Origin of the sequence: Burkholderia arboris (assembly GCF_038723655.1) — a bacterium.
GTDB classification, from domain to species: domain Bacteria; phylum Pseudomonadota; class Gammaproteobacteria; order Burkholderiales; family Burkholderiaceae; genus Burkholderia; species Burkholderia arboris.
In genome coordinates, this window is record NZ_CP109822.1 from 727,459 (window position 1) to 745,563 (window position 18,105).

The 18,105-nt window shown below is 67.7% G+C and carries 16 protein-coding genes; 8 read left to right on the top strand and 8 right to left on the bottom strand.

Going from position 1 to position 18,105, the window contains the following annotated elements:
* Positions 1 to 56 precede the first annotated feature (56 nt).
* Positions 57 to 380 carry a winged helix-turn-helix domain-containing protein gene (locus OHZ10_RS20535; RefSeq protein WP_047901809.1) on the top strand — a complete coding sequence of 108 codons (324 nt, stop codon included), beginning with the start codon at positions 57 to 59 and terminating at the stop codon, positions 378 to 380.
* Positions 381 to 409: 29 nt separating this feature from the next.
* Here the strand turns inward: OHZ10_RS20535 and OHZ10_RS20540 are convergent, their stop codons facing one another.
* From OHZ10_RS20540 to motA, 4 genes are all read right to left on the bottom strand, one after another.
* On the bottom strand, positions 410 to 1,756 hold the full coding sequence (locus OHZ10_RS20540; RefSeq protein ID WP_342705660.1) for a DUF2325 domain-containing protein: 1,347 nt from the start codon (positions 1,754 to 1,756) through the stop codon (positions 410 to 412).
* 120 nt (positions 1,757 to 1,876) lie between these two features.
* Positions 1,877 to 2,416 (bottom strand): hypothetical protein, encoded by a 540-nt coding sequence (locus OHZ10_RS20545; protein WP_256086850.1) that lies wholly within the window; start codon positions 2,414 to 2,416, stop codon positions 1,877 to 1,879.
* A gap of 119 nt (positions 2,417 to 2,535) precedes the next feature.
* Complete coding sequence (gene motB, locus OHZ10_RS20550; protein ID WP_256086849.1) at positions 2,536 to 3,507, bottom strand: flagellar motor protein MotB; 972 nt, start codon at positions 3,505 to 3,507, stop codon at positions 2,536 to 2,538.
* Between the two features lie 27 nt (positions 3,508 to 3,534).
* Entirely contained in the window at positions 3,535 to 4,404 is an 870-nt protein-coding gene (motA, locus tag OHZ10_RS20555) for a flagellar motor stator protein MotA (RefSeq protein ID WP_059237787.1), read from the bottom strand.
* Between the two features lie 482 nt (positions 4,405 to 4,886).
* Between motA and OHZ10_RS20560 the strand changes: the two genes are divergently transcribed.
* A complete protein-coding gene (locus OHZ10_RS20560) occupies positions 4,887 to 5,813 on the top strand; it encodes a patatin-like phospholipase family protein (protein WP_425394791.1) in 927 nt (308 codons plus the stop codon).
* 147 nt (positions 5,814 to 5,960) lie between these two features.
* Here the strand turns inward: OHZ10_RS20560 and OHZ10_RS20565 are convergent, their stop codons facing one another.
* The 3 genes from OHZ10_RS20565 to OHZ10_RS20575 all read right to left on the bottom strand — a co-directional run bounded on the left by OHZ10_RS20565 (position 5,961) and on the right by OHZ10_RS20575 (position 9,468).
* Positions 5,961 to 7,442 (bottom strand): aldehyde dehydrogenase family protein, encoded by a 1,482-nt coding sequence (locus OHZ10_RS20565; protein WP_256086847.1) that lies wholly within the window; start codon positions 7,440 to 7,442, stop codon positions 5,961 to 5,963.
* A gap of 22 nt (positions 7,443 to 7,464) precedes the next feature.
* Positions 7,465 to 8,415: an agmatinase gene (speB, locus tag OHZ10_RS20570; protein WP_342705661.1), complete on the bottom strand. Its 951-nt coding sequence runs from the start codon at positions 8,413 to 8,415 to the stop codon at positions 7,465 to 7,467.
* A 168-nt stretch (positions 8,416 to 8,583) separates the two neighbouring features.
* Positions 8,584 to 9,468: a helix-turn-helix transcriptional regulator gene (locus OHZ10_RS20575; protein ID WP_059237784.1), complete on the bottom strand. Its 885-nt coding sequence runs from the start codon at positions 9,466 to 9,468 to the stop codon at positions 8,584 to 8,586.
* Positions 9,469 to 9,664: 196 nt separating this feature from the next.
* Here OHZ10_RS20575 and OHZ10_RS20580 point away from each other — a divergent pair, with 196 nt between their 5' ends.
* The 4 genes from OHZ10_RS20580 to OHZ10_RS20595 all read left to right on the top strand — a co-directional run bounded on the left by OHZ10_RS20580 (position 9,665) and on the right by OHZ10_RS20595 (position 13,884).
* Complete coding sequence (locus OHZ10_RS20580; protein ID WP_048249140.1) at positions 9,665 to 10,009, top strand: cupin domain-containing protein; 345 nt, start codon at positions 9,665 to 9,667, stop codon at positions 10,007 to 10,009.
* A gap of 84 nt (positions 10,010 to 10,093) precedes the next feature.
* Positions 10,094 to 11,554, top strand: a complete 1,461-nt coding sequence (locus OHZ10_RS20585) for an NAD(P)/FAD-dependent oxidoreductase (protein WP_059237783.1) — start codon at positions 10,094 to 10,096, stop codon at positions 11,552 to 11,554.
* Positions 11,555 to 11,641: 87 nt separating this feature from the next.
* Positions 11,642 to 12,832 carry an MFS transporter gene (locus tag OHZ10_RS20590; RefSeq protein WP_342705662.1) on the top strand — a complete coding sequence of 397 codons (1,191 nt, stop codon included), beginning with the start codon at positions 11,642 to 11,644 and terminating at the stop codon, positions 12,830 to 12,832.
* A gap of 131 nt (positions 12,833 to 12,963) precedes the next feature.
* On the top strand, positions 12,964 to 13,884 hold the full coding sequence (locus OHZ10_RS20595) for a LysR family transcriptional regulator (protein ID WP_059237781.1): 921 nt from the start codon (positions 12,964 to 12,966) through the stop codon (positions 13,882 to 13,884).
* 17 nt (positions 13,885 to 13,901) lie between these two features.
* Here OHZ10_RS20595 and OHZ10_RS20600 read toward each other — a convergent pair whose 3' ends face one another.
* Entirely contained in the window at positions 13,902 to 14,732 is an 831-nt protein-coding gene (locus OHZ10_RS20600) for a helix-turn-helix transcriptional regulator (protein WP_059237780.1), read from the bottom strand.
* Positions 14,733 to 14,970: 238 nt separating this feature from the next.
* On the opposite strand from OHZ10_RS20600, the gene OHZ10_RS20605 reads away from it, so the two are divergent.
* Together OHZ10_RS20605 and OHZ10_RS20610 are read left to right on the top strand one after the other, a co-directional pair.
* Positions 14,971 to 16,695: an amidohydrolase gene (locus tag OHZ10_RS20605; protein WP_059237779.1), complete on the top strand. Its 1,725-nt coding sequence runs from the start codon at positions 14,971 to 14,973 to the stop codon at positions 16,693 to 16,695.
* 212 nt (positions 16,696 to 16,907) lie between these two features.
* Positions 16,908 to 18,023, top strand: coding sequence for a polyamine ABC transporter substrate-binding protein (locus OHZ10_RS20610; RefSeq protein WP_059237778.1), 1,116 nt, complete (start codon positions 16,908 to 16,910; stop codon positions 18,021 to 18,023).
* The last annotated feature ends 82 nt before the right edge of the window (positions 18,024 to 18,105 follow it).

The following is an 18,105-nucleotide window of genomic DNA, read 5'->3' on the forward strand; positions in this document are numbered from 1 at the left end:
TAACGGCGGACAAGATGAAGACTTCGGCACACCCCAAGCCTGAGGTGCGGTTCAGGATGCGTATCCAGCAGGCCGATACGATCGCGCTCGGCCCGGGCAAGGTCGCGCTGCTCGAAGCGGTGCGCGAGCACGGCTCGATTTCGGCGGCGGCGCGCAGTCTGAAGATGTCGTACCGGCGTGCGTGGCTGCTGATGGACGAGCTGAACCGCTCGCTGAAATCGCCGGCGACGGTGTCCGAGCATGGCGGGCAGAGCGGCGGCGGCAGCGTGCTGACGCCGGTTGGCGAAGAGATCATCCGCCTCTATCGCGGGATCGAGGAACGCGCGTATGCGGCCTGCGCGGACGAGATCGCCGCGCTCACGAAAATGGTGCGCCGCTGAAAGACGCATCGTACCGAGGCTGGCGCCGGCTACCCGTGTCGCAGGCAGAAGCGTGACGTGTCGCCCGCGGGGGTATCCGTCGCGATGACGTCGCGCGCCTGGGCATCGAGCCGCCCGATCAGTTCGACGAAGCTCGCGACGCTGGCGGTCCGCAGCGGGTAGTACGCGATGTGGTGACGCTCGCAGATGCGCTTGAGCAGGTTCATCGAATCGTGGTCGATGCAGTCGACCGGGAACACGACCATCTGCGCGCCCGGCAGCGCCGCGGCCAGCAGGCCTTTGCGATCCTCGATGCCGCCGTCGTGCAGCGTCACTTCGCCGCCCGCCGTTTCGACGATCCGCCGGATCGCCCGGTTCGAGCCGGGCCGCCCGCCCACGTAGACGAGGCGCCTGCCCTGAAGCATCGACAGCGAATCCGTTGCCGGGTCGGCCGGATCGCCGGTTGACGCCTGCACCGCCTGTTCGATCGCGCTCGCTTCGGCGCGCAGCGTCTTCACCATCGCCATCAGGTCGTCGAGCCGCGCGCGCATCGCGCGGGCGCTCGCCTGTTCCGCGGCGATCCGCTGCTCGGCCGCCTCGCGGCGGCTCGTGTGCAGCGCGAGCCGCTCGTCTCGTGCGGCCAGCGCTTCGCGCAGCTCATGCACTTCGTCGCGCAACACGCTTTCGGCGGCCAGCGGCTGCGCATGCTGGCGTGCGTGGAGCGCATCCCGCTCCTGCAGCGCCGCGTCGCGCTGCGTGCTCATTTCGTGCAGGCGCGCCTGCTGCCGCTCGATCTTCGCGTGCAGTTCCGCATTCTCTTCCTCCAGCGCGACCAGCCGCCGGATATCGGCGCGATTGGCCGCGCCGACCAGGTGCGACAGCATGTGCAGGTCGCCGAACGCGGCCTGACGCACGCCCATCGTCGTGCGCGGATGCGTCATCAGCGCCCAGTAGGCAGGCGGAACGTCGCCGCTCTTGAGCGCTTCCTTCCAGCGCGCGAGGAGTTCGTCCGCGTCCTTCGCGGCGTCGAACGCACGGATTGCACCCGCATAGCGTTCGTCGAGCGCCTTGTGCAACGCCTTGGCGCCGGCCGTGCCGCCGATCGCGAGCTCGACGGCCGCGTGGTGGATCTCCAGATCGGTCGCGTGCTGGCGATCGAGATCGGCGAACTTCGGTACGAGCTTGCGCAGTTCGTGCGTGGTCAGGCAGGTGCCGATGATCGAGCAATGCAGGTTGGCATCGAGTTCGGACAGGCGCGCGCGGCGCTTCAGCTCGACCTGTTGCGAGCGGGACGGCGCGCAGCAGGCGTCGATCCGCGCGCCGGCGGCTGCGCGGGGCGTGCCGCCCGGCGACGAGAGATCCGCCGTGCGGGCCAGGCGAAAGGGCGGAGCGTGCATGTTGACCTCTATCCGGCAGGTTCGGACCGGAGACGGATGCGCGAAAGATTCGCGAAATATACCATGGAATATAACGGGGGAAATGCCGGGGAAACCACCGGGCCACGCGGGGGAGCGCGGTCAGCAGAGCGCGGTCGAACGGCCGGTGTGCGGCAGGGCGGCCGGTGCCGCGGGTGAAACGGGGAGCGATGCCTGCGCATGGCGCGCCATCACGGATTCGACGCACAGCCCGACGAACAGCACGTCGACGCGCTCCAGCGCCGCAACCGCATCGCGCATCGCGGCCGGATCGTTGCTGAACGAGTCGGAAAACACGTCGTCGCGCGTGCGTTCGAGGCGGCGCGCGTGGCCGATCGCACGTTCGAGATCGGGCAGCCGCGTGAAGCGCGCGGTACGGGCTTCGTGTTCGAGCGTCGCCAGCAGTTCGCGAAAGCTCATGGCCGACAGCCTGTCGTCCGGCATGGCGCCGGCGGGCGCGGCCCGGAACATCCGGATGAAACGCGCGACGCTGCCGCGCAGGCGCCGGAACGCATCGACGACATCGGTGACCTGCTGCGCGCGCGCATCGCTCGACAACGGCTTGAGTGCGCTGATCCTGCGCGCAATCGGCTGTTCCCGGGCGGTGTGCAGCGGGAGGCGATCCGTCGACGGGCGGGCCATGGTGTTTCTCCGGGTAGGCAGGTATCGATATATTCTACGGAATATATCGAGTGCGCAAAAAAACGGCGACACCGTGTCGCGAGACGCGGTGTCGCCAACGGCCCGAACGGCCGCGCCCGTCAGTCGATGGCAACCGGGTGCCGTCGCGTGACCGCCACCGGCAGGGCGGCGGGCCGGATGCCGGGCGTCTCGTCGACGGTCGTCCGGCCGCCGTCGCGAAAGAACGCCTGTTCGGCGGCATTGTTCATCACGAGGATGCTGATGCGGCGATTGGTCGGCTCGTCGGCGACGTTCCTGTCGAGCGGCAGCACATCCGCGAGCCCGCGCACCTGAAGCAGCTTTTCTTCCCGCAACCCGCCGACGACCAGCGCGCGCCGCGCGGCGTTCGCCCGATCGCTGGAGAGCTCCCAGTTCGAATAGCCGGTCGGGCCATCGGGATAGGGCGTCGAGTCGGTATGCCCCGCGATCGACACGCGGTTTTCGACATCGTCGAGCGCCGAGCCGATCTGCGTGAGGATCGCGGTGGCATAGCTTTCCGGTTGCGCGCTGCCCGTCGCGAACATCGGACGCTTGAGCGAATCGACGATCTCGATGCGCAAGCCTTCGTTGGTGATCGCGATCCGGATCTGGTCCTGGTACGCGCGCAACGCCGGACTGCGGGCAATTGCCGCGGTCAGCTTCGCCTTCAGGCGCTCGAGTTTTTGCGTATCCACGGTGCTGGCGAGCGCCGCGGGCGAGTCGGCGGGCGATGGCGGCGTCCTTTTGCCGATCGCCGGCGCCGGGTCCGACAGGTCGCGGCCGCCGCCCTGCACGACGCTCGGGCGCGGGGCGTCCGCGTCCTTCCCGCCGGACAGGAGCGTCGACAACGGCGTGTTGAAGTAGTCCTCGATCCCCTGCTTGTCGTACTTGGAGACCGAGCCAAGCAGCCACATCAGCAGGAAGAACGCCATCATCGCCGTGACGAAATCGGCGTACGCGATTTTCCAGGCGCCGCCGTGGTGGGCGTCATGGTCGCCGCCTTTCTTGCGACGCACGACGACGAGCGATGGCGATGCGGACTGCTTCGACGAACTGGAGCGGCGGTCGGTCATGGCGTGTTCCGTTTCCTTGCGTATCCGTTACGCCGCCTTGGGCGACTTGGTCGCGCGGACGGCATCGTCGAGTTCCTTGAAGCTCGGGCGATCGGCGGTGAACAGCACCTTGCGGCCGAACTCCACCGCCACCGCCGGCGCGTAGCCGCTCATCGACGCGAGCAGCACGGCCTTCACGCACTGGAACGGCTTGGCCGCGGCGCGGCCCTTCGCGTTGAGCAGATCCGCGAGCGGGCCGACGAAACCATACGCGAGCAGGATGCCGAGGAACGTGCCGACGAGCGCGCCGGCGATCATCTTGCCGAGCACGGCGGGCGGCGCGCCGACCGAGCCCATCGTGTGCACGACGCCCATCACCGCGGCGACGATGCCGAACGCCGGCAGGCCGTCCGCCATCTTCTGGATCGCATTGGCCGCGACCGACGCTTCCGCGTGATGCGTATGCAGTTCTTCGTCCATCAGGTCCTGCATCTCCAGCACGTTCACGTTGCCGCTCGACATCATCCGCAGGTAATCGACGATGAAGTCGAGCAGGTGATGGTCTTCGAGCACATGCGAATACTTCTGGAACAGCGGGCTTTGCTCGGGCGCATCGACGTCGGCCTCGAGCGCCATCATGCCGTCCTTGCGTGCCTTCTGCAGCAGCTCGTACAGCAGTGCGATCAGTTCGACGTACTGCTGCTTCGTGTAGCCGCCGCCCTTGAAGCAGGTCGGCAGGGTCTTGATGGTTTTCTTCAGCGTCGTGACCGGATTGCTGACGACGAACGCGCCCAGCGCGGCGCCGAAAATGCATAGCAGCTCGAACGGTTGCAGCAAGGCCGGCAAATGGCCGCCGACGCCGACGAAACTGCCGATCACCGACCCGATCACGACGATCCATCCGATGGCTACAAACATGATTACCTCGTCCGCGACTTGCGCTGATGCACGTGTTGTCGAAAAGCGAGCGGGATGTCCGGCCATCTCGCTCGATGCCCGCGACGGCGCCGGATCGTTGCGTGTCGAATGCGATCAGGGCGGTCGTCCCGATGCGTCGCAGCGCGATGCCAGTCGGCGGGTGTTGATGCAATAACGGCGATCGTCCGGACGACTGAACCCGTGATTCCACGTATCCCGCGCGATTCGCGCCCGGCACACGTTTGCGGGCGCCGAGGTGCGCGATTTTCTTGATCGAGGTCAAAAAGTGCGAAGCGATCGCGCGAACGGCCGTATCGATGCGACCCTGAAACAGGGCGGCAAATGACGTAACCTTTCCCGGGAGAAGGTTCATCGCGGGATTCCGGGGAGCGCGGCGTGCGACGCGCATCGTCGGCCGAGCGGCGCGGTCCGCGTGCCGGCAGGGTTTTCATCAGGACATCCGGGGCGCCGCACGATCCATCATGGAGCAGGCACTGTCGCAGCCAACCGCAGGAGAGCGCACCGTGACTTCCGATCCCACTCCCTCGACCGCCTTCGTGTTTGCCGGCGGCGGCAGTCTTGGCGCGATCGAGGTCGGCATGCTCCGCGAGCTGGTCGCGAGCGGCGAACGGCCCGATTGCGTCGTCGGCGCGTCGGCGGGGGCGATCAATGCCGCGTATTTCGCCGGCCGGCCGGACGCGGACGGCGTCGCGATGCTCGCCGCGCTGTGGTGCCGAATCCGCCGCCAGGACGTCATGCCGTTCTCGATGCGCAGCGTCGTCGCGATGCTGCTGCGCAACCGGCCGCATCTGGTCGAGGCCGACGCGCTGCGCCTGTTGCTGGAAAGGAACCTGCCATACCGGCGGATCGAGCAGGCCGCGTTGCCGCTTCACATCGTCGCGACCGACGTGCTGAACGGCCGCGAAGTCGTGCTGTCCGCCGGCTCGGTCGTGGATGCCGTGCAGGCCAGCGCGGCGATTCCCGGTGTGTTTCCGTCGGTCTGCATCGACGGCGTGGAACTCGTCGACGGCGGCGTCGCGAACAACACGCCGATCTCCGTTGCAATCGCGCTTGGCGTCAAGCGGATCGTCGTGCTGCCGGCCGGGTTCGCCTGTGCGTTGCGCGTCCCGCCGCGCAGCGCGATCGCGCATGCGACGCACGCGCTGACACTCGTGATCGCGCGGCAACTGGTGCGCGATCTGGAGCTGTACGCGGCACGCGCGCACATCCATGTCGTGCCGCCGCTCTGTCCGCTCGACGTGTCGTCATACGATTACTCGAAGTGTGCGCAACTGATCGACGCGGCCGCGGAACGTACGCGCGCGTGGATCGACGCGGGCGGGCTTGCGCAGTGTGCGATTCCCGGCCAGTTGCGCGAGCACGATCATGCCGCGGAGCAGTCGCATTAGCGGTGGCTCTCGCACCGTACCGACGCATGACGGACGCATGCCGATCGCCGGACTGCCGGGCCGCTCCGCAGAAATCTTCGAGGAATAAAAAAAGCGGCGCCGTGCCACCCGCCACGGCGCCGCCAACGGCCTGAACGGCCGCACTGGTCAGTCGATTGCGCGCATGGCGTGGCGCAGTTCCTGATAGCTGCGCAGCCCGGTGACGCCGAGTTCGCGGCCGATCCCGCTGAGCCCGAAGCCGCCCCAGCACACGTGCGGGTAGATCAGCTGCGGCGCATTGATCCACACGAGCCCTGCGCGCACGCGCTGCTGGAATTGCCTGGCGATGTCGGCATCGCGCGTGACGACGGTTGCGACGAGCCCGTAGCGTGTGTCGTTCGCGAGCGCGATCGCTTCGTCGTCGGTACGGAACGACTTCACGCACGCGACGGGGCCGAACACTTCGTCGGTCCACAGCGGGTTGTCGGCGGCCGGTTCGGCGATCACGACGGGCGCCATGAAGAAGCCTTCGCCGCCGGCATCCGTCACGCGGCCGCGGAACGCGACGCGTGCACCCGCATCGATGCCGTGCTGGAGCATCGCCTCGACGCGCGCTCGCTGCGCGGCCGAGATCAGCGGCCCCATCGCGACCTGTTCGGCGGCCGGCGGCGCGACGACGAGCGCACGTACGGCCGTCTCGAACGCGGCCATGAAGCTGCGGTAGAGGCTGTCGTGCACGAGGATGCGCGCGGTGGCCGAGCACATCTGGCCCGCGTTCGTGAACGCGCCCGCGACCGCGAGCGATACCGCGACGTCGAGATCGGCGTCCTCGCGCACGATCAGCGACGACTTGCCGCCGAGTTCGAGCGTCACGCGCTTCATGTCGACGGCAGCGGCCTGCATCACCTTGCGGCCGGCCGCCGTGCTGCCGGTAAACGAGATCTTGTCGATCAGCGGATGCGCGGTCAGCGCCGCGCCGATCTCGGCGCCGCCGTTCACGACGTTGACGACGCCGGCCGGCACGCCGGCTTCGACGATGATGTCGAGCAGCGCATGCTCGGCCGGCGACGTGAGTTCGGACGGCTTCAGCACGACCGCGCAGCCGGCCGCGAGTGCCGGCGCGAGCTTCCACGCGGTCGTGACCATCGGGAAGTTCCACGGCATGACCAGTGCGGCGACGCCGACCGCATCGTAAAAGCGTTCGGCCGTGACGGCGTCGCTCGGCAGCGTGACGGGTTCGGCCGCGAACAGCGCCGGGTCTTCGCACAGCTTCGCGTAGTACGCGAACGTCGCGACGACATCACCGACATCGGCTTCGGCTTCGAACGGCGGCTTGCCGCTCACCTGCATCTGCAAGGCGGCCAGGCGGTCGCGCGCGGCTTCGACGCGCTCGGCGATCGTTGCGAGCAGGCGCCCGCGCCCGGCGGGCGGCGTGTCGCGCCAGCCCGCGAACGCGTCGCGCGCGGCGCGAACCGCGGCGTCGACGTGCGCGGGCGTCGCGAATTCCTGCCAGCCGATCGTGTCGCCGGTCGACGCATTGAAGATCGGCGCGCCGGCCGTGTCGGAATGCGTGCGCACCGGCTGGCCGGCGATGCGCGCGGCGGGCAGTACGAAGGTGGTCGTGGCGCGGGAAAGCTCGGCGGTGGACATGAGGGGCATCCTGTCGATCGGGTTAGCGGTAGGCGACGCCCGGCATCACGCAGAGCATCTCGAATGCGAGGTTCGCGCCGGTGAGCGCGGTCGTGCCGGTCGGGTCGTACGGCGGCGACACTTCGACGAGGTCCGCGCCGACGATGTTCAGGCCCTGCATCCCGCGGATGATTTCCAGGCCCTGCTGCACGGTGAGGCCGCCGATTTCCGGCGTGCCGGTGCCGGGCGCGAACGACGGGTCGAGGCCGTCGATGTCGAAGCTCAGGTAGACCGGGGTATCGCCGACGCGTTCGCGCACCTGCGCCATCAGCGGCACGAGCGACTTGTTCCAGCATGCTTCCGCCTGCACGACGGTGAAGCCCTGCTGGCGGCACCAGTCGAAATCGTCCGCGTGATAGCCGGTGCCGCGCAGGCCGATCTGCGTGACCTTGTCGCATTGCAGCAGCCCGTCTTCCACCGCGCGGCGGAACGGCGTGCCGTGCGCGATCTTCTCGCCGAACATCGTGTCGTTCACGTCCGCATGTGCGTCGATGTGCACGACGGCGACCTTGCCGTACTTTTTATGCAGCGCGCGCAGGATCGGCCACGCGATCGTGTGATCGCCGCCGAGCGTGATCGGCCGGCAGCCGTTCGCGACGATCTCGTCGTAGGCTTCCTCGATGCGGCGCACCGAGTCTTTCAGGTCGTACGGATTGGTCGCGACGTCGCCGATGTCGGCCACCTGCAGCGAATCGAACGGCGCGGCGCGCGTGGCCGTGTTGTACGGGCGCAGCAGCACGGATTCGGTGCGGATCTGGCGCGGGCCGAAGCGCGAGCCCGAGCGGTTCGACGTGCCGAGGTCGAGCGGCACGCCGACGAAACACACGTCGAGGCCGTCGGTCGTCGCGGCCTGCGGCAGCCGCATCATCGTGGCGATGCCGCCAAAGCGCGGCATGTCGTTGCCGCCCATCGGTTGATTGAGTTCGCGGGGCATGGGGCCGTCTCCTTTTTCTGAGGTAAAGCGATCGGCCGATGGTAGAGGAGAACGCCTGCGCGAAGATTTTGAAGTCGCAACGTTTACATCGACGGGTCTCGATGCGAGTGGCGCCCCCGCATCGACGCGGCGCAACCGAAGGCGGCCGTGCGGCCGGTCCCGGCCGGGTCAGCCGGAGATGACCGGCGGCGTGGCGCCGTCGTGCGATCCGGCGCAAGGAAACGCGGTGGCGGCCGAACCCCACGCGGCGAGTTCGCGTTTGGTCCGCACGCCGAGCTTCGCGAACGCGCGCTTCACGTACGACTCGGCCGATGCGACGCGCACGCCGAGAATTCCGGCGGTTTCCGGCACGGTCTTGCCGGAGATCAGGTGCTTGCAGGTTTCGTATTCGCGTTTCGACAGCTTCACGCCGTCGGCTGCGATGCGCGCGTCGAACTGCGCGAGCGGATGGACTTCCGGTGTCGGATGTGCGACGCGTCGCACGGCGGTGGTCGACGCGTGCAGTTCGAGCAGCGGGAACAGCACGTCGCTGATGCTGCGGAAGCGGTTCATCTCGGCGAGCGTGAACGGCGGCCGGTCGCGGCCGCGTTCCAGCGCGATCGAATGCTGCGAATAGCGCGTGCCGCGCGCGAGCACGCATTCATGGCCGATATGGACGTCGTCGAACAGTCGCTGGCGGAATTCGCCGGGCGGGATCGCCGCGATGTCGCGCACGACGAGCATCGTGCCCGTCTTGCCGCGCAGCCCCGCGAACAGCGGGTCGCTGTCGAGAAAGCGCTCGTAGTAGAGCGTCATCACGTCGGAGATTTCGGTGGATTCGGTGCCGATGCCGCTGCTGCCGATCCATTCGCAGCGGTAGCCGGTAGGCATCGTGCCGTCGACGCGCGAGCGTTCGACGTGCGCGACGTCGAGCGGCACGACGTCGTTCAGCAGTTGCGTGAGGCGCGGCACGAAGTGCGGCGTGCCGACCGTCTCGATCAGCTCGCCCAGCGCCTTGAACGACACGTTGAAGCGGTCGTTGTCGCGATGGAAGGGGTTCACGTTGAGCAGCATGCGGTTCCCCGGTGAAAAGCGGCGCGATTGTAGCGTTCGAGGCCGGAAACGTCATTAGGGGGAAACACCGTCGGTTGTCCTGCCGACCCGTTTGCCCTGCAAAACATCGCTTGTCCCCCCTGGAGGGGGGCATACCGGGGCAGTGTAAATGAGTAACTTTGTCTCTGCTTTTTCAATCAAGAGACGAACGATTCTGATGACCAAACTGATCAAGGACATCCTGCCGCTGGGCGCAGGCGTGGGCGAATTCACGAAGCTCGACTTCGGGATGGACGAAAGCGACTGGCGCGCAGCCGAAGGCAAGAGCGGCAACTACATCATCGGCTGGTGGGAAGGCAAGGTCGGCTCGGTGGAGTTTCCGGAAACGGCGGCCGACGAAGCGGTATGGCTCGTCGAGGGCCGGATCGCGCTGACCGACGTCGAAGGCAACCGCAAGGAATTCACGCCGGGCCAGGGCTACCTGCTGCCGGCCGGATTCGCGGGCCGCTGGGAGACGATCGAGGACGCGAAGAAGTTCTACGTGCTGCTCGAGAAGTCGTGATGTCCGAAGCCGCCGCCGTGGCGTCGTCGTCCGTGTGACGCGAACCCGGCGGCGGTTTCGTTTCCGCGTGTGATGGCTGGGATCATGGAAATGGAAGTCAACGAAGCAAAACAGACCGCGCCGGTGCAGGCGCACGCGCTGCGTGGCGCGCCGGTCGCGCTGGGCGTCGAGGCGGCGCTCGCGAATACGAAGCTGTTCCCGTACTGGCTCGACAACCCGGCCGCGCCGGCCACCGAGCCGGAACTCGTCGGCGACGTGACGGCCGACCTGCTGATCGTCGGCGGCGGCTTCACGGGGCTGTGGTCGGCCGTGCAGGCGAAGGAACAGATGCCGCACCTGAACGTGGTGCTGATCGAGGCCGGCAAGGTCGCGCACGGCGCATCGGGCCGCGCGGGCGGGATCATCTCGACGTCGGTGATGCACGGGCTGCCGAACGCGGTACGCGTGTTCCCGAACGACATCGCGGAGCTCGAGACGTTCGGCCATCACAACCTCGATGGCTTCGAGGAAACGCTGAAGCGTTACGACATCGACGCCGACATCGAATGGAACGGCGAGATGACGGTCGCGGTCGATCCCGAGCACATCGCGCACCTGAAGGGCGACTACGACCTGCATCGCGAGTACGGCCACGACGTCGTGCTGCTGAACCGCGACGAAACGCTCGAACAACTGAATTCGCCGCTGTTCGCGGGCGCGCTGTGGTCGCGCAACCGCAGCGGCATCGTGCATCCGGCGAAGCTCGCGTGGGGGTTGAAGCGCGCGGCGCTGTCGCTCGGCGTGACGCTGTACGAGCACACGCCGCTCACGGCCGTGACCGACGAAGGCAGCACGGTGTTCGTGAAGACGCCGAAGGGCAGCGTGCGCGCGCCGCGCGTCGTGTTCGGCAGCGGCACCGCTAAAGTAGGGATTCCCGATATCAACCGCCGCGTGATGCAGGTGCGCGACCACGTGCTCGCCACCGAGCCGCTGACCGACGAGCAGCTCGCGCGGATCGGCTGGCAGAACCGCCAGGGCGTGTACGACACGCGTACGCAGCTCAACTATTTCCGGCTGACGAAGAACAACAACATCATCTTCGGCGGCCTCGTCAGCTATCACTTCGACGGCGATCCGGAACCGCACCAGGACGGCCGGCGCGAAACCTACTACCGGCTCGCGGAAGCGTTCTACCGCACGTTCCCGCAACTGAGCGACGTGCGCTTCTCGCATGCGTGGGGCGGCCCGATCGACTATTGCTCGCGCGGCTCGGTGTTCGCGAAGCGCTATCTCGGCGACAAGGCCGTATTCGTCGCCGGCTATACGGGCTTCGGCGTCGCGGCGAGCCGGTTCGGCGCGTTCATGGGGCTGAACATCCTGTTCGATCGCGACAGCCCCGAGCGCAAGCTCGACATCGCGAACCAGAGCCCGAGCTACATCCCGCCGGAGCCGATGCGCTGGGTCGCCGCGAAGATCACGTTCCATGCGTTCGACGGCGCGGATGCCGAAGGCGGCTGGAAACGCGCGTGGATCAGCGGCCTCAAGGCGATGGGCTTCCCGATGTAAGCGACACGGCGGCCCGGGCCGGGCCGCCGCCATACCAAGCTCCCCTGAGGAGACGGTCCGCGTTGCGGACACGGAGAGAGACAGCGAATGAACGGTTTGAATCTGCAGGATGAAGCGCGACAGGAAAGCGCGCTATTCGTCGTCGTGATGCTGTTGCTCGGCATTCTCGGGCCGACGGTCTTTCTCGGCCTGCCCGCGATCGTCGGGCAGGTCGAACGCCATTGGGGCTTCGGCGAAGCGGCGCTCGGGCTGTCGAGCTTCATCGAGGTGCTCGGCGAATCGACGGGCACGCTGCTCGTCGCGTTCGTGCTCGGCCGCCAGCCGGTGCGGCTCGTGCTCGCGGGCGCGGTGACGCTAGCCGCCGGCGCGAACCTCGGCACGCTCGCGACGCACGGGCTCGTCGCGTATTCGACGTTGCAGTTCATCGCGGGCGTCGGCTCGGGCGGGCTCAACGGCATCGCGCTGCGCTACCTGTCGTACTCGCGCGCGCCGGAACGCAATCTCGGGATCATGCTGATGGGGCAGGTGATGTGGAGCATGGTGCTGCTCGCCTACATCTTCCCGATGCTGAGCGGCACGTGGGGCGCGCACGGCGTGTTCGGTTTCGTCGCGTGCGTGCTCGGCATGTTCGTGCTCGCGATGCCGCTGTTTCGCCGCGGCGAGACGATGGCCGCGCCGACGCCGGCCGGCGTGGCGGGCAAGATCGACCGCAAGGGCGCGATGCTCGTGCTGTGCGCGCAGCTCGCGCTGTACGGCGGCGTCGGCGTCGTGTGGACCTTCCTCGAAAAGATCGGCACCGATGCGGGCCTGAGCGGCAAGTCGGTGTCGCTCGTGCTCGGCATCGCGAACATCGCGAGCCTCGTGATTTGCGCGGCGATGCCGAAGCTCGGCGCGGGCGCGGGATTGCGCCGCTGGACGCTCGTGAACCTCGGCGGCTGCGCCGTTGCGGCGGTGCTGCTCGCGATGCCGGCATCGGTCGCGACGTTCACGCTCGGCGCGATCGTGTTCATCGGCTGCTGGACCGGCGGCGCGCTGCTGATCTACGCGACGATTCCGCAGTACGACCTGATCGGCAAGTCGGCCGCGCTGTCGCCGGGCTGCGTCGCGCTCGGCTATGGCGTGGGGTCGGTCGCGGGCGGCTCGCTGATCGAAAGCGCGGGCACGCAGTCGGCGCTGATCGCGGCGATCGTGTTGTGCGCGGTGGCGTTCCTTTGCTACGGGCGGCTGCGGCCGGCCGTGTTCGGCATGGAGCGCACGCTCGCGGTGGTATCGGAGTGAAGGGGTTGCGACGCGCGCCGCTGCCGATGGCGGCGCGTGTCCGGTTCGGTTCATCGGCGAAGGCGGCGGGCGGGGCGCGCGAAGCGCGTCGTGCCGGCCGGGCAACGCGCGTACGCGCAGCGGCTTGACGCATGTTTTCGAATACCTCCGATCTCGATCTCCGGCTCATCCGGGTCTTCCTGGCCGTCGTCGACGCACGCGGCATCACGGCCGCCGAGGCATCGCTCGGCGTGCGGCAATCGACGATCAGCACGCAGCTGTCGGCGCTCGAAGCGCGCGTCGGCTTCAAGCTGTGCGATCGCGGGCGCGGCGGGTTTCGCCTGACGTCGAAGGGCGAACGCTTCGCGGCCACCGCACGCACGCTCGTCGCGGCGACGTCCGAATTCGTCGCGCGCGTGCGCGACATCGATCGCAAGCTGGTCGGCACGCTGTCGATCGGATTGATCGGCCAGGCGCCGCTCGTCGAGAACGCGCGCGTGGCCGATGCGATCGGCGCGTTCCGCAAGCGCGACCAGGCCGTCACGTTCTCGATGAAGGTCGCGTCGCCGCAGGAGCTCGAGGAAAGCCTCGTCAACCACCAGCTCGATCTCGCGATCGGCTATTTCTGGCATCGCGTGCCGGGCCTGCTCTACACGCCGCTGTTCACCGAACAGCAGGTGATCTACTGCGGGCGCGGGCATCCGCTGTTTCATGCCTCGCGGCCCGTGACGGCGGACGACCTGCAGCTTCACGACTGGGTGTGGCGCACCTACCCGGTGCCGGAGGAACAGTATCCGCTGCCGGAGCGGCGCGTGACCGCGAGCGCGGACAGCATCGAGGCCGCGACGATCCTGATCCTGTCAGGCGGCCATCTCGGCTACCTGCCCGCGCATTACGCGGAGGCGTTCGAGCAGCGCGGGCTCGTGAAGGCCGTCGGCCGCACGACGTTCAGTTTCGACGTGCCGCTGCATCTCGCGATGAAGCGCAGCACGAGCGACAAGCCGATCGTCGATGCGTTCTGCGAGGACTTGCTGCGCGCGTTCAACATCAAGGCGGCCGCGCTGGCCGCATAAGCACGCAGGCGGCGCGCTCAGCAGTCGACGAGCACCCAGTCGAACAGTTCGCGTCGCGTGCGCACGCCGAGCTTCGCGAACGCGCGCTTCACGTACGACTCGGCCGTCGACAGCTTCACGTCGAGCTGCTGCGCGGCCTCGGGCACCGAGCGCCCGCACAGCATCAGCCGGCAGATCTCGTGCTCGCGGCGCGACAGCTGCACGTCCTGCCGTTCGAGGCGTGCGTCGAAGCTCGCCTGCGATTCGACATTCACCGACACCGCCGCCACGCGCCGCGCCGCACAGGTGCGTGCATGCAGCTCGAACATCGGGAACAGCAGATCGACCATCTGGCGGAAGTGGAACAGCTCGTCGGTCGTGAACGCGGCGCGCCCGACGGTGCGCGCGAGCCCGAGCGCGTACTGCAGGTGCGCATTGCCGTGCACGAGCAGGCATTCCTGCCCGATGCCGGGTTCGTCGAAGATCCGCCGGCGGAACTCGCCTTGCGCGATGCCGTCGACATGGCGCTGCACGAGCAGCGTGCCGGCCTTGCCGCGCAGCGGCGCGACCAGCGGGTCGCTCTGGCAGTAGTCCTGGTAGTAGACATCCATCACACGCAGCGTATCGGCCGCGAAGCGCAGGCTGCCGCTGCCGAGCCATTCGACGACGAAGCCCGACGTGCTGCCCGTGTCCGCGCGCCAGCGTTCGAGGTGCACGGCGTCGGCGTCGATGCTGTCGTTGACGAATTCCGTGACCGCGCCGACGAAATCCGGCGTGCCGACCGCGCGTAACGTCGCGCCGAGCGAGTCGGGGCGCACGCCGATCAGGTAGTGGCCGCGGGCGGCAGGGTCGGGCTGGAGAAGTCGCATGATCGGGCGGGGGCGGTCTGGGGACAGCGCGACGTTACGCGAACGCCGCGCATGCGTCAGCCGGGAATTCACCGGATCCACCCCGCGGATTTCGGCCGTTGTCCCCAAAACGATGACAAGCCGCTGCATGCGGCGGCCAGAAATCGCCGAAGCCCCCTCGGCGGGGGGGCATACCGGTGCGAATCGTCTGCCTATAGTGAAAGCACTTCGAAAACCTGATGACCACAAAGGACAGGCAATGCAGATTCAACCGACGCAGGCCGCCGCGACGCCGGCGGATTTCGTTCTGACCAACGCGAAGGTCTACACCGTCGATCCGCACAAGCCGTGGGCGCAGGCCGTGGCCGTGCGCGACGGCCGGATCGTCCACGTCGGCGATACGGCAGCCGTGCAGGCGTACGTCGGCGCGCAGACGAAGGTGGTCGATGCGGCCGGCCGGCTTGTGTTGCCGGGCTTCGTCGAATCGCACTGGCACTTCGAGACGACCGCGTTCGCGTTCCAGGCGTTCGTGAACTACGAGGATCCGCAGAAGGTGCTCGGTGCGCTGCGCGCCTATGTCGAATCGCATCCGGACGAGCCGGCGATCACCGGCATGGGCTGGGTGCAGGCGACGATTCCGCCTGCGATGCTGCGCAAGGAGACGCTCGATGCGATCTGCGCGGATCGCCCGGTGTGCCTGCTGTCGACCGATTTCCATTCGATGTGGGTGAACTCGAAGGCGCTCGAGATTGCGGGTATCGACGCGTCGACGCCGCCGGTGCAGGAAGGCGCGAGCTGGTTCGAGAAGGACGCGGCGACCGGCGAGCCGACCGGCCTGATCGTCGACGGCGCCGCGTATTCGCTGCTGATGCAGCGGATCAGCGCGGCCGGCCTGCTGCCGACCGGCATCGACCTGTACCTGAAATCGATTCCGCCGTGGCAGAAGAAGCTGTGCGCGGCCGGCGTGACGACCGTGTTCGATGCCGGTTTCTTCGACCCGAGCGGCGATCAGTCGCTGCTGTACGAGACGCTGCAGACGATGGAGCGCGCGGGCGACCTGAAGCTGCGCGTGGTCGGCAGCGTCGCGGTGATCGGCGAGATCGACGACCCGGTCGGCACGCTCGTCCGGTATCGCGAGCAGTACGATTCGCCGCTCGTGAAGGCGCGCGCGCTGAAGCTGTTTCTCGACGGCACCGAGGCGAACCACACCGCCTACCTGCTCGAACCGTATGCGGACCGCCCCGACACCTGCGGTGCGCCGACGATGCCGGCCGACACGTTCAACCGCTATCTGGTCGAAGCCGATCGCGCGAACGCGAACGTGATGGTCCATTGCGTCGGCGACGCGGCGGTGCGGATGGCGCTCGACGGCTTCGACGAGGTCAACCGCTCGAACCCGCCGCGCGACCGCCGCCACGTGATCACGCACGCGTTCCTCACGCATCCGGACGACATCCCGCGCTTCCGTCGCGCGGGCGTGATGGCGAACACGCAGCTGCAGTGGGGCGTGGTCGACGCGTATACCGAGCAGCTGCGCGACCACTACGGCCACGAGCGCTGGAGCAACATGTACAAGTTCCGCACGTTCCTCGACGAAGGCGTGACGGTGTCGATCGGCATGGACGGCCTCGCGTGCCAGTGCCGCTGCCAGCACAAGCCGCTCGAACACATCGAGTCGGGCCACACGCGCCAGCTCGCGGGCGAGCCCGACGCGCCGGTGTTCCCGGACATCGCCGAGCGTCTGAGCATTCCGCAGTTGATCGCCGCGTACACGATTCACGGCGCGTACCAGCTCGGGATGGAGCACGAGGTCGGCTCGCTGACGCCGGGCAAGCGCGCGGATCTCGTCGTGCTCGAGCACGACCTGTTCGAGGTCGGCCAGTACGACATCGGCCGCATCGACGTCGGGTTGACGATGATGGGCGGCCGCATCACGCACGTGGGCGACGCGTTCGGTGCGCGCACGGGGATGCAGGCGTCCTGACCGGGCATCGCGGCTGACGAAGCGGTGACGGATGCTTTCGGATTGCTTCCGTTTTCGCGGCACGGCGCATCCGGCCGGAACCGGATGCGCCGATTGTGCGGCGTGTCCCCCTATTGGCAGGGCAGACCGGCCAATTTCCTCTGGCTACATTTTTCCGGACCGAAGCACACCCCGTTCATCGCGAACGGATCATGATATCGACGGAGGAAGACATGGCAGGGGACTGGAAACATCATCTGAGGACGGCATGCGCGGCGCTCGCGCTGGGCGGGTTCGCCTGCGCGGGCACGCCGGTCGCGCACGCGGCAGACGTCGTCAACGTGTACAACTGGGGCAACTCGATCGGCAAGGCGACGATCGCGAACTTCGAGAAGGCGACCGGCATCAAGGTCGTCTACCAGGAGTTCGATTCGAACGAGACGCTGCAGGCGAAGCTGCTGTCGGGCACGTCGGGCTACGACGTCGTCGTGCCGTCCGACATCTTCTGGGCGCGGCAGCTGCAGGCCGGCATCTATCGCAAGATCGACAGGAGCCAGGTGCCGAACTACGGGCTGCTCGATCCGGAAATCATGAAGGTGCTGTCGAAGGACGACCCGGGCAACCAGTTCGGCATTCCGTGGACGTGGGGCACCGACGGGCTCGGGATGAACGTCGAGAAGGTGAAGGCTGCGCTCGGCAGCGACGCACCGCTCGACAGCTGGTCGCTGCTGTTCGATCCGAAGTACGCGAAGAAGCTGAAGAGCTGCGGCGTGTCGGTGCTCGACTCGCCGGTCGATGCGTTCGGGATGGCGTTCGTGTACCTGAAGAAGGATCCGAACACGACGAATCCGGCCGACTACCAGGCCGCCTATGACCTGCTGAAGACGGTGCGGCCGTACATCACGCAGTTCAACTCGAGCAGCTACATCAACGATCTCGCGGGCGGCGACATCTGCCTCGCGCTTGGCTGGTCGGGCGACGTGAACTCCGCGCGGATCGCGGCCGCTGCCGCGAAGAAGTCGTATCACATCAAGTACGTGATCCCGACCGAGGGCAGCGCGATGTGGTTCGACATGATGGCGATCCCGAAGGATGCGCCGCATCCGGACGCCGCGCTGAAGTTCGTGAACTTCGTGCTGTCGGAGAAGGAGAGCGCGAACCTGACCAACGACACGTCGTATCCGTCGGCCGTGCCGTCGTCGAGGCACCTCGTGCGCGCTGAAGTGACGAGTGATCCGGCCGTGTTCCCGCCTGCCGACGTGATCCGCAAGCTCAGCCTCAGCAAGCCGGTTCCGCCCGAGCTGATGCGTCTGCAGAACCGTCTCTGGACGAAGCTGAAGACCGAGTAAGCCGGCCGCCGTTCCCCGCACTCCCGCATACCTTGCGCGCGCCCCGCCGCCGATCGCGGCGGGCGGGGGCGCGCTCGTCCCG

What these genes read in the sequence shown, in the direction of transcription:
- OHZ10_RS20535 (WP_047901809.1), top strand. Translation starts at nt 57, where the DNA reads ATGCGTATCCAGCAGGCCGATACGATCGCGCTCGGCCCGGGCAAGGTC.
- OHZ10_RS20540 (WP_342705660.1), bottom strand. Translation starts at nt 1,756, where the DNA reads ATGCACGCTCCGCCCTTTCGCCTGGCCCGCACGGCGGATCTCTCGTCG.
- OHZ10_RS20545 (WP_256086850.1), bottom strand. Translation starts at nt 2,416, where the DNA reads ATGGCCCGCCCGTCGACGGATCGCCTCCCGCTGCACACCGCCCGGGAA.
- motB (WP_256086849.1), bottom strand. Translation starts at nt 3,507, where the DNA reads ATGACCGACCGCCGCTCCAGTTCGTCGAAGCAGTCCGCATCGCCATCG.
- motA (WP_059237787.1), bottom strand. Translation starts at nt 4,404, where the DNA reads ATGTTTGTAGCCATCGGATGGATCGTCGTGATCGGGTCGGTGATCGGC.
- OHZ10_RS20560 (WP_425394791.1), top strand. Translation starts at nt 4,887, where the DNA reads ATGGAGCAGGCACTGTCGCAGCCAACCGCAGGAGAGCGCACCGTGACT.
- OHZ10_RS20565 (WP_256086847.1), bottom strand. Translation starts at nt 7,442, where the DNA reads ATGTCCACCGCCGAGCTTTCCCGCGCCACGACCACCTTCGTACTGCCC.
- speB (WP_342705661.1), bottom strand. Translation starts at nt 8,415, where the DNA reads ATGCCCCGCGAACTCAATCAACCGATGGGCGGCAACGACATGCCGCGC.
- OHZ10_RS20575 (WP_059237784.1), bottom strand. Translation starts at nt 9,468, where the DNA reads ATGCTGCTCAACGTGAACCCCTTCCATCGCGACAACGACCGCTTCAAC.
- OHZ10_RS20580 (WP_048249140.1), top strand. Translation starts at nt 9,665, where the DNA reads ATGACCAAACTGATCAAGGACATCCTGCCGCTGGGCGCAGGCGTGGGC.
- OHZ10_RS20585 (WP_059237783.1), top strand. Translation starts at nt 10,094, where the DNA reads ATGGAAATGGAAGTCAACGAAGCAAAACAGACCGCGCCGGTGCAGGCG.
- OHZ10_RS20590 (WP_342705662.1), top strand. Translation starts at nt 11,642, where the DNA reads ATGAACGGTTTGAATCTGCAGGATGAAGCGCGACAGGAAAGCGCGCTA.
- OHZ10_RS20595 (WP_059237781.1), top strand. Translation starts at nt 12,964, where the DNA reads ATGTTTTCGAATACCTCCGATCTCGATCTCCGGCTCATCCGGGTCTTC.
- OHZ10_RS20600 (WP_059237780.1), bottom strand. Translation starts at nt 14,732, where the DNA reads ATGCGACTTCTCCAGCCCGACCCTGCCGCCCGCGGCCACTACCTGATC.
- OHZ10_RS20605 (WP_059237779.1), top strand. Translation starts at nt 14,971, where the DNA reads ATGCAGATTCAACCGACGCAGGCCGCCGCGACGCCGGCGGATTTCGTT.
- OHZ10_RS20610 (WP_059237778.1), top strand. Translation starts at nt 16,908, where the DNA reads ATGGCAGGGGACTGGAAACATCATCTGAGGACGGCATGCGCGGCGCTC.